Genomic DNA, 9,966 nt, shown 5'->3' on the forward strand with positions numbered 1-9,966 from the left:
GCATTACGCTTCCCTCATGACCACGCTTTCGCCGTACGACTCGATGTCCCCGGTCACCCAGGCCGCCTACCGCGCCAAGTCCGCCGCCGCCGACCTCGCTCCGCTGCCGCGGGCCGAGAAGGACGACGCGCTGCTCGCGATCGCGGACGCCCTGGAGGTCCGTACGAGCGAAATCGTCGAGGCCAACGCCAAGGACATCGCCCGCGCCCGCGAGGCCGGCACCAGCGAGTCCATCATCGACCGGCTGACGCTCACGCCCGAGCGGATCCGCGCCATCGCCTCCGACGTACGCGACGTGGTGGCGCTGCCCGACCCGGTCGGCGAGGTCGTCCGCGGCTCGACCCTCCCGAACGGCATCGACCTGCGCCAGGTCCGCGTCCCGCTCGGCGTCGTCGGGATCATCTACGAAGCCCGCCCGAACGTCACGGTCGACGCCACCGCGCTCTGCCTGAAGTCAGGCAACGCGGTACTCCTGCGCGGCTCGTCCTCCGCGTTCGAGTCCAACACCGCCCTCGTACGCGTGCTGCGCGACGCCGTCGGCGGCTCGGGACTGCCCGCCGACGCCGTCCAGCTCGTACCGGGCGAAAGCCGTGAATCCGTACGGGAGTTGATGCGCGCCCGCGGCCTCGTCGACGTACTCATCCCGCGCGGCGGCGCCTCCCTGATCCGTACCGTCGTGCAGGAGTCCATCGTCCCGGTCATCGAGACCGGCACCGGCAACTGCCACGTGTACGTGGACGCGCACGCCGACCTCGACATGGCGATCGAGATCCTGATCAACTCCAAGGCGCAACGGCCGAGCGTGTGCAACGCCGCCGAGACGCTCCTGGTCCACCAGGACATCGCCCCCGAGTTCCTGCCGCGCGCCCTGGACGCCCTCGCCGAGGCCGGGGTCACCGTGCACGCCGACGAGCGGGTGCTGGCGTATGCCAAGGGCTCCAAGGCCACCGTCGTCGAGGCCACCACCGAGGACTGGGACACCGAGTACCTCTCGTACGACATCGCCGCCGCCGTCGTCGACTCGCTCGACAAGGCCGTGGCGCACATCCGGCTGTGGAGTTCCGGCCACACCGAGGCCATCGTCACCTCCTCGCAGCCGGCCGCCCGCCGTTTCACCCAGCTGGTCGACTCCACGACGGTCGCCGTGAACGCGTCCACGCGTTTCACGGACGGCGGCCAGTTCGGCTTCGGCGCCGAGATCGGCATCTCCACACAGAAGCTGCACGCGCGGGGCCCGATGGGGCTGCCGGAGCTGACGAGCACGAAGTACATCGTCACGGGCGACGGGCACATCCGGCGCTGAGCCCGCCTCCCGGTCGCCGCTCGGCCGGGCCGCGAAGAAGCTGTCTCGCCAGGTGGATGAATTTCCGTACCGTCTGCCCAAATTGAAACCCCAGGTCTACTCTGGAGCCGTGCCGGAGGACGTGGGGGGCACGCCGTTTCCTGACGGCTGGGAGCCCGACGACGACCGCGACCGCGGAGGCTCGGACGAAGAGTTCGCCTCCGTGGTCTTCGACGAGGCCTTCGTACGGGCGGCCACGGTCCATGAGCCGACCGCCGTCGAACGCCTCCTCGCCGCCGCGCAGGCCCGCGCGGAGGCCTCCGAGGCCGAGGCGCGCCGGGGGCGCATCCACCGCGCGCGCGGTGATGACGAGCACTACGAGGACGGGTTCGGACCCGACGGCCGTCATGATTTCGGCCATGATCCGGACCTGGACGATCTCGACGACCGTGACGACTTCGACGGTCGCTACGGTCACGGGACGTACGGAAAACAGGCTCGCTGGCACCGCCCCGTCGCCTGGATGCTCGCCGTCCTGATGGGCATCGGCATGGTCGCCCTCGCCTTCACAGCGGTCTACCGCGGCGGCTCCTCGGGCCGCCAGCCTCAGGTCCCGCCGCCCGCCTCGACGGGCGTGGAGCAAGGCGGCGGAACGGGCCCCTCGGCTTCGGCCGACTTTTCCCAGCGCCCCCTCCCGGCGGAACCGAGTACGCCGTGAACTTGACGTGTACGGCGGCGTTTACGCGAGGTCCCAGAGACCTACTCTGAAAGTATGGGCGGGCTAGGAGACCCACCGGATGGGGCGCCCGACGGCGCTCCCGGTGGTGGTGAGGAAGAGTACCGATCCGTCGTCTTCGACGAGTCGTTCGTCCGAGCTGCCCGTCTCCAGGAGTTCTCCGCGCAGGAGCGGATCGCCGACCACGCCCCGGCCGTGCGCCGCCGCCCGCCGATGCGTCGCGGCCTGTCCCGGCAGGCGCTGATCCTTGTCCTGCTGATCGCCGTCGCCTTCGGCACGGCGATCTACATGGGCGTACGTCACCCGTATCAGACGCCCGCCGCGAAGCCGCCCGAGCCGCTGCGGATGACGGTCATACCCCTCGCGCCGCAGGGCGCGGTGCCGGGCGCCGCCGACACCGAGCTGCTGTACGCGCGCAGCCCGGCCGATCAGTTCCGTATAGGCGCCGACGGCATCACGATGCCCGCCTCCCGGCGCACGGCGCACTTCTCGGACAGCCAGGTCGTCACCGCGCTCACCACGGCGAAGGACTACCTCGTCGAGTCGGCGCTCGATCCGGACGTGCTCACCGGCGGTGCCACCCGGCCCGTACGGATCCTGCTCGATCCGCAGCAGCTCGACCAGTTCGACCAGAGCTTCGACCGTCCGACCGCGAACGGGCGGCACGCGCCCACCGGCTGGCTGGTCCGCTTCGACCCCACCCACGCCCAGCTGGCCGACCCCAAGATCCGGGTGCAGGGCACACTGCAGGCCGCCGAGACCGACTCCGACACCCTTGAGGTGACGGCCGACCACACCTTCGTCTACGCGCTGCGGCCGACGGGCTCGGACGACGGTGCCAAGGCCTCGCTGTTCACCGTGCGGCGCGAGCTGCATTTCCGGTTCGACCGCGACGACCTGCGGATGCGCCAGGCGGAGCTGGTCGTCTCGTATGTGCAGGCCGGGCCGCTCGCCTGCGCCGAGGACGCGGCGAACCAGTTGCGCCCGCTGCTTGCGGGGCAGACGGCCAAGGCGGGCGGACCGGCCGGCACCGACCCGTACGCGACGGGCAGTGCCACGGCGCTGTGCGGGTCGCTGTCGGCCAGTGCCCAGCCCAGGGTGTGATTAGCGGCCGGCCCTGGTGAGCCGGCCCTGGTGAGCCGGCCCTGGTGGTGATCAGCTGCTGCCGTTGGGGCTCTCGTCGTCGGGACGGTCGCCCTGCGGCCGGTCCTTGGGGGAGCTGCTGCTCGAGCCGCTCGCGAAGCCCCCGAACCCGCGCCGGACCCGGCCGCCGATGTCGCCCGCGCCGCCCGCGATGTCCGTGACCAGCTTCATCAGCGGGTCCTTGGAGCTGCGCACATGGGTGGCGTAGGCGGAGGCCGACTCGCGGAAGGAGTCCGTGACCTTGGTGTCGCCGTCCTCGTCGCGGCGCGGGTAGTGGCCGTCCATGATCCGCTGGTAGTCGCGGGACTCGGCCCACTTCTTCAGCTCGGCGGCGCGCACCGTGGTGAAGGGGTGGGAGCGGGGCATCACGTTCAGGATCTTGAGTACGGAGTCGCGGAGGTCGCCCCCGGCCTCGTACTCCTCGGCCTGGGCGAGGAACGCGTCCACGTTCATCTCGTGCAGGTGGTTGCCGCCCGCGATCTTCATCAGGCCGCGCATCGAGGCCTGCAGGTCCTGGCCGACCAGCAGCCCGGCACGGTCCGCGGACAGCTCGGACTTGCGGAACCACTCGCGCAGGGCGGTCACGATCGCCATGATCGCGATGTTGCCCAGCGGGATCCAGGCCACGCGGAGCGCGAGGCTGGTGAGGAAGAGCAGGATCGTGCGGTAGACGGAGTGGCCGGACAGGGCGTGGCCGACCTCGTGGCCGATGACCGCCCGCATCTCCTCCTCGTCGAGCAGCTCGACGAGGCCGGTGGTGACGACGATGATCGGCTCGTCCAGGCCGATGCACATCGCGTTCGGCTGCGGGTCCTGGTTGACGTACATCGGCGGGACCTTCTCCAGGTCCAGGATGTAACAGGCGTCCCGCAGCATGTCGTTCAGGTGCGAGAACTGGGCGTCCGAGACCCGTACGGAATCGGACAGGAACAGCAGCCTCAGGCTGCGCTCCGGGAGCAGTCCGCTGAGCGCCTTGAACACCGTGTCGAAGCCGCTGAGCTTGCGCAGGGCGACCAGGGCCGAGCGGTCCGCGGGGTGTTCGTACGCCCGGGAGGAGATCCCCTCGAAGCGCCTGCGCTGCCTGCTCGGTACGTTCTCGTGGCTTTCTTCTGGCATGTGGTCCCCCATGCGTCTGTTGCCTCCTGTGCCCCCAAGGCGGGGTACAGCCTAGGCGGATATACCGTGGACGTGCAGTACAGCGAAGGAGTCGCACGTCATGGAGCACCACCCCCAAGCCTGGCTCGCCGAGGCAGCGAGCGCCGCGGAACAGCAGGGACCCGGGAATCTACTCCGTGTCGTGCTCATAGTGATGGTTGTCGGCTGCATTCTGGTTGCCTGGTTCCTGCTGCGTGGCTACAAGCGGGACGACTGAGACCCGGCCGAAGTTCCCGGCAGCGGAGTCCGGCGTGATGGGGTCGGCGTGTCGGAGTCGGCGTGATGGGATCGGAGTGACGGAGTCGGCGTGATCCGGGCGGCGGCGCCCGCTTACGATGGCCGTACGTCTGTATCCCGCATCCCGCCCACACCGGATAGGTTCTGCCGAAGATGAGCTTCCACAGCACCGCTGCCCAGTTGGTCCACCTCGCCGCCGAGGGCGAGGAGCACGGCGGCGGCCACGAGAGCCTCAGCCCCTACCTGACCGGCGGCGGTGCGCTCTTCATCCTCCTTCTGCTGCTGTGGATCACCACCCGCTTCAACCGGGACCGCTGACGTCCGCGGGGCAGGGCTCACAGACCGGGCCGGTAAGGTCTGCACGCATGGGAGAGCAGGACATGCCAAGCGGTCCGGTGAGGGGCCAGGGCAACAGCCCGGCCCCCGGCCCGTCGAACCCGGGCAAGCGCCGCCTCGGCGTCATGGGCGGAACGTTTGACCCGATCCACCACGGCCACCTCGTCGCGGCCAGTGAGGTCGCCGCGCAGTTCCACCTCGACGAGGTGGTGTTCGTGCCGACCGGACAGCCGTGGCAGAAGACCGACCGCAAGGTCTCCCCGGCCGAGGACCGCTATCTGATGACGGTCATCGCGACCGCCGAGAACCCGCAGTTCTCGGTGAGCCGTATCGACATCGACCGCGGCGGCCCGACGTACACCACGGACACGCTGCGCGATCTGCGGGCGCTCAATCCCGACACGGACCTCTTCTTCATCACCGGCGCCGACGCGCTCGCCCAGATCCTCACCTGGCGCGATGCCGAAGAGCTGTTCTCCCTCGCGCACTTCATCGGGGTCACCCGGCCCGGCCACGCACTGACCGACCCGGGGCTCCCGGAGGGCGGTGTCTCGCTCGTCGAGGTCCCCGCGCTCGCCATCTCGTCCACGGACTGCCGAGCCAGGGTCGCCAAGGGCGACCCGGTCTGGTATCTGGTGCCGGACGGTGTGGTGCGCTACATCGACAAGCGTGAGCTGTACCGCGGCGGGTGAGGCGAGTGATCCGAGAGGGGCACCGGTGAACGACCGATACGACGCTGGGTACGGAAGCGACCAGAGTTACGACGACCAGAGTTACGAGCTCGTCGGCTACGACGAGTTCGGCCAGCCGGTGTACCGGCAGGTGCCACAGCCTTCCCAGACGCCGCAGGGGTACGACACCTACGGCTCGCAGCAGCAGGGGTACGGGTACGACCCGTACACGAACGGGCAGCAGCAGGCGCCGTCGTACGACACCGGCAGCGGCCATCAGCAGCCTGGCGCCTCGTACGGGTCATACGGCTCGCAGGGCTCGTACGACCCGTACGGTGCGACTGCTCAGGGGCCCCCTCCGGCCCCTCCCGCCTCGTATGACCCCTACGGGCAGGCCGCGGGCAGCGGTCAGCAGCCGCGCGTCGCCGAGCAGACCGCCTACATCCCCCAGCAGGAGGGGCCCGCGGAGCGGACGGAGGCCGAGGAGCCGGCGGACGGGCAGCGAGGCGAACGGGACTACCGCACCGAGCAGTTCACCTTCGTCGAGGAGCCGACCGACGACTCCGAAGACGTCATCGACTGGCTGAAGTTCACCGAGAACCGCACCGAGCGGCGCGAGGAGGCCCGCCGCCGGGCCCGCGGTCGCGTCGTCGCCTTGGTCGTGGTGTTCGCCCTGGTCGCGGCCGGTGGTGTCGGCTACCTCTGGTACGCGGGGAAGCTGCCCGGCACGTCGTCGGACGCGAAGACCGGCACCGCGACGGCCGCGGGCGCCCAGAACCGCGATGTGATCGTCGTCCACCTGCACAACACCAAGGGCGGCGGCACCTCGACGGCGCTGCTCGTCAACAACACCACCATCAAGCAGGGCACCACCGTCCTGGTCCCCAACTCCCTTTCCGTGTCGGACGACAACGGCACCACGACCACACTCGCCAAGTCCGTGGACGACGACGGCACCTCCGGGACGCGCGAATCGATCGACACCGTGCTGGGCACGGACATCGAGGGCACCTGGCGCCTCGACACCCCCTACCTCAGCAACCTCGTCGACCTCGTAGGCAACATCGACATCGACACCAACGCGGACGTGCCGGACCCGGAGGCCAAGAGGAAGGGCGAGGCGCCCCTGGTCAACAAGGGCGAGGGCCAGACGCTCAGCGGGAAGATGGCCATCGCGTACGCCACCTACCGTGGCTCCGGGGAGTCGCAGAGCGCGCAGCTGGAGCGGTTCGGGCAGGTCATGCAGGGCGTGCTGCGCAAGGTGTCGTCGGATCCGCAGGCCGCGACGACCACCGTGCAGACGCTCGCGCAGATCATCGAGCCCCCCTTGACCGACAAGGACCTGGGCACCTTCCTCGCCAAGCTCGCGGACCACGCCAAGGGCGGCGACTACAAGTCCGTGCTGCTGCCGGTCCAGTCGGACGGCAGGCTGAGTACGAAGGCGAGCGACAGCGTGGTCAAGGACGTACTCGGCGGAACCGCGAAGAGCCCCGAGAAGGACGCGGCCGTCCAGGTCGGCATCAGGAACGCCACCGGCAAGGAGGACGCCACCGAGCAGGCCCGCGTCGTCCTGCTCAACGGCGGCTACGCCTTCGTCGACGCCGGCAAGGCCGATGCCGCCCAGACGGTGTCTCAGATCACCTACGCCGATGCCGCGCAGAAGGCGGACGCGGTGGAGGTCGCCAAGACGCTGGGGCTGCCGGCCAGTTCCGTGAAGAAGGGCAAGGGCGCCTCGAACGCGGAGGTGTCGGTGGTGCTCGGGCAGGACTACGAAGTGGGCGGCTAGGCCCTGTCGTCAAACTCCCGTCTGCCCCGCGACGCCATGCACGCACTCTCGCCGCACCGGGCACAGACCCAAGTACGTCCAGTACGAAGGCCTGTGCCCGGCACGCCGAGAGCACGCACCTGACGCCGCGGGGCCCGCCCTCCGGGCGGACGACGGGAGTTTGACGACAGGGCCTAGGCGGGTCAGTGAGGGTGGGCAGCTCGGCGGACCAATCCGTGAGGTGGTGTCGGCGGTCCGTGAGACCCTTGGGGTATCCCCTCGGGGAGACCTGACCGCCGACGGAAAGCCTTGGTAGTGACCGCCACTGACCGCTCTCTCGAGCTCATCACCACCGCCGCGCAGGCGGCCGCCGACAAGCTCGCGCACGACATCATCGCGTACGACGTCAGCGACGTGCTGTCGATCACGGACGCCTTCCTGCTGGCCTCCGCGCCCAACGACCGCCAGGTCAAGTCGATCGTCGACGAGATCGAGGAGCGGCTGAACAAGGAACTCGACGCCAAGCCGGTGCGCCGCGAGGGCGACCGCGAGGCCCGCTGGGTGCTGCTCGACTACGTCGACATCGTGGTGCACGTCCAGCACAGCGAGGAGCGCGTCTTCTACGCCCTGGAGCGGCTCTGGAAGGACTGCCCGGAGCTCGAGCTGCCCGCCGACGCCAAGGCCACCCGCGGCAAGGCCGCCGAGCACGCCAGGCACCAGGAGGCTCAGGACGCCGGACTGGGCGGTGAGCTGCGTTGAGCGCGGGAACGGGGGCCTCGGCGGACGGCAAGCCGCTGTCCGAGGCCGGGCAGAAGGCCGGCCGGGGCCGCCGGGTCATCCTGTGGCGCCACGGACAGACCTCGTGGAACGTGGAGCGCCGCTTCCAGGGCACGACCGACGTCGAGCTCACCGAGATCGGCATCGAGCAGGCCCGCCGCGCCGCCCGGCTGCTCGCCTCCCTGAAGCCCGCCGCGATCGTCGCCTCAGACCTGAAGCGGGCGGCCCACACAGCGGGCGAACTGGCCGCCCTCACCGCCCTGGACGTGACCCACGACGAGGGCCTGCGTGAGACGTACGCGGGCGTCTGGCAGGGGCTGACGCACGAGGAGATCATCGCGCGCTACGGCGACGAGTACGCGGCGTGGAAGCGCGGTGAGCCGGTGCGCCGTGGCGGCGGCGAACTGGAGACCGAGGTCGCCGAACGCGCCGCCCCCGTGGTGCTCCGGCACGCCGAGAAGCTCCCCGACGACGGCACGCTCGTGGTGGTCAGCCACGGCGGCACCATCCGCACCACCATCGGCCGTCTCCTCGGCCTCGACTCCCACCACTGGGAAAGCCTCGGCGGCCTCTCCAACTGCTGCTGGTCCGTCCTGGGCGAGGGCGCCCGCGGCTGGCGCCTGCTGGAGCACAACGCGGGCACGCTGCCGGAGCCGGTCCTCGGAGACGACGACTGACCCCGGAAGACGGCGATTGCCCCCGGGAGACGGTCACTGGCGCGGAGGTCGTCGGCGGTGGGCCTCGGCTCCAGGAGGCCGTAGACCCCTGGACCCCGGATTTCACTTTCCGGCAGGCCGCAGGCTAAAGTTCATCTTGTTCAGCCCGCCCCGGCGGGTGAACGCGAGGGGCTATAGCTCAGTTGGTAGAGCACCTGCATGGCATGCAGGGGGTCAGGAGTTCAAATCTCCTTAGCTCCACCCAAGCGCTCCGGCGCGAGGATCCCGTTCCCCACAGGGGAGCGGGATTTTTCGTTGCCGATCGGCACAGTCTTCTTGAACCGGCTTGAGTCACTTGGGCCCCGGAGGCGTATACCTCTTCGGAGGCGCTCCTCGTGTGTACGTTCGCGCTGTCCGCGACGGGTATCGCGGGTGCCGTGGCCGGACTGGTACGAAGGCGTCGCTGACCGTATTGGTCCGGCCGTGGCAGAATCAAACGGCCGGAAGGGGGCGCGGCCCGACGGGAGGAGTGGCGATGCCTGCGAGCATCCTCGGGGAGGTCGACGACCTCCTCGACGCAGAGGTGATACGGGACCGGATCACCCGCCTCGACTGCCCTTCCTGTGGTTCGGCCCACGTCGCCCAGGTCCTCGGCGACAACGGCGGAGTTTCCTACGTGTGCACGGCCTGCGGCCACAGCTGGAGCTGATCGATGGGTGCACACAGGCGGAAGTGCGATTGGTGCGGCAGTGGTACGCCCATCGTCCGCGACATGGAACCGGTCAACCACGACTATCAGTACTGGTGCGAGGAATGCGCGCGGGCGCTGATCATAAAAGGCGACCCGATCGAGACGTACCGCGAGCTGGAGGGTGAGCCGATCTATGGCCGGCTTCTCGACGAGCACTGCACGCTCAAGCGGTTCTATTCGTTCGCCACGGCCTGAACAGGGGGCGGTCCGGGCTCGGTCCGGACCCTGTGCCGGCCCTGTCCCGGCCAGCGCGTGCGCCCCGTAAACGATTTGGTGGTGCACCGGTAGGACCGTGTAATGTTGGCGTCGCCGCGCGGGCGACCGGGCGACGCAGTCAATATGCGGCTCCGCCGCGTGGCGCAAGGGGCTATAGCTCAGTTGGTAGAGCACCTGCATGGCATGCAGGGGGTCAGGAGTTCAAATCTCCTTAGCTCCACCCAAGCGCTCCGGCGCGAGG

Annotated in this window: 12 protein-coding genes and 2 tRNA genes; 13 read left to right on the forward strand and 1 reads right to left on the reverse strand. The window is 69.7% G+C overall.

The genetic code is table 11. The annotated features are described in order from the left end of the window. Nucleotides 1–16 precede the first annotated feature (16 nt). The 3 genes from ACYVO6_RS06295 (at nt 17) to ACYVO6_RS06305 (ending at nt 3,122) form a co-directional block, all read left to right on the forward strand. On the forward strand, nt 17–1,303 hold the full coding sequence (locus ACYVO6_RS06295; RefSeq protein ID WP_461058087.1) for a glutamate-5-semialdehyde dehydrogenase: 1,287 nt from the start codon (nt 17–19) through the stop codon (nt 1,301–1,303). 109 nt (nt 1,304–1,412) lie between these two features. Continuing rightward, nucleotides 1,413–2,000, forward strand: coding sequence for an SCO2584 family spore wall biosynthesis protein (locus ACYVO6_RS06300; protein ID WP_461058089.1), 588 nt, complete (start codon nt 1,413–1,415; stop codon nt 1,998–2,000). A gap of 54 nt (nt 2,001–2,054) precedes the next feature. Continuing rightward, on the forward strand, nt 2,055–3,122 hold the full coding sequence (locus ACYVO6_RS06305; protein ID WP_461058091.1) for an SCO2583 family membrane protein: 1,068 nt from the start codon (nt 2,055–2,057) through the stop codon (nt 3,120–3,122). A gap of 51 nt (nt 3,123–3,173) precedes the next feature. Here ACYVO6_RS06305 and ACYVO6_RS06310 read toward each other — a convergent pair whose 3' ends face one another. Continuing rightward, nucleotides 3,174–4,277 (reverse strand): M48 family metallopeptidase, encoded by a 1,104-nt coding sequence (locus ACYVO6_RS06310; RefSeq protein ID WP_461058093.1) that lies wholly within the window; start codon nt 4,275–4,277, stop codon nt 3,174–3,176. Nucleotides 4,278–4,377: 100 nt separating this feature from the next. Here ACYVO6_RS06310 and ACYVO6_RS06315 point away from each other — a divergent pair, with 100 nt between their 5' ends. From ACYVO6_RS06315 to ACYVO6_RS06360, 10 genes are all read left to right on the forward strand, one after another. Continuing rightward, nucleotides 4,378–4,533 (forward strand): hypothetical protein, encoded by a 156-nt coding sequence (locus ACYVO6_RS06315; RefSeq protein WP_461058095.1) that lies wholly within the window; start codon nt 4,378–4,380, stop codon nt 4,531–4,533. A gap of 173 nt (nt 4,534–4,706) precedes the next feature. Beyond that, a complete protein-coding gene (locus ACYVO6_RS06320) occupies nt 4,707–4,871 on the forward strand; it encodes a hypothetical protein (protein WP_461058097.1) in 165 nt (54 codons plus the stop codon). A gap of 47 nt (nt 4,872–4,918) precedes the next feature. Further along, nucleotides 4,919–5,581: a nicotinate-nucleotide adenylyltransferase gene (gene nadD, locus ACYVO6_RS06325; protein WP_461058099.1), complete on the forward strand. Its 663-nt coding sequence runs from the start codon at nt 4,919–4,921 to the stop codon at nt 5,579–5,581. Between the two features lie 25 nt (nt 5,582–5,606). Then, entirely contained in the window at nt 5,607–7,346 is a 1,740-nt protein-coding gene (locus tag ACYVO6_RS06330) for an LCP family protein (RefSeq protein ID WP_461058101.1), read from the forward strand. A 294-nt stretch (nt 7,347–7,640) separates the two neighbouring features. Beyond that, complete coding sequence (gene rsfS, locus ACYVO6_RS06335; protein WP_461058103.1) at nt 7,641–8,084, forward strand: ribosome silencing factor; 444 nt, start codon at nt 7,641–7,643, stop codon at nt 8,082–8,084. Beyond that, on the forward strand, nt 8,081–8,779 hold the full coding sequence (locus ACYVO6_RS06340) for a histidine phosphatase family protein (protein WP_461058105.1): 699 nt from the start codon (nt 8,081–8,083) through the stop codon (nt 8,777–8,779). Before rsfS ends, ACYVO6_RS06340 begins: the two co-directional genes overlap by 4 nt. A gap of 167 nt (nt 8,780–8,946) precedes the next feature. Then, nucleotides 8,947–9,019: transfer RNA gene (locus tag ACYVO6_RS06345), tRNA-Ala, on the forward strand. A 274-nt stretch (nt 9,020–9,293) separates the two neighbouring features. After that, nucleotides 9,294–9,467 carry a hypothetical protein gene (locus tag ACYVO6_RS06350; RefSeq protein WP_461058107.1) on the forward strand — a complete coding sequence of 58 codons (174 nt, stop codon included), beginning with the start codon at nt 9,294–9,296 and terminating at the stop codon, nt 9,465–9,467. Nucleotides 9,468–9,470: 3 nt separating this feature from the next. After that, nucleotides 9,471–9,704 (forward strand): hypothetical protein, encoded by a 234-nt coding sequence (locus ACYVO6_RS06355; RefSeq protein ID WP_010986886.1) that lies wholly within the window; start codon nt 9,471–9,473, stop codon nt 9,702–9,704. A gap of 168 nt (nt 9,705–9,872) precedes the next feature. Continuing rightward, a tRNA-Ala gene (locus ACYVO6_RS06360) sits at nt 9,873–9,945 on the forward strand. Nucleotides 9,946–9,966 lie beyond the last annotated feature (21 nt).

This window comes from Streptomyces pseudoechinosporeus (assembly GCF_054783935.1).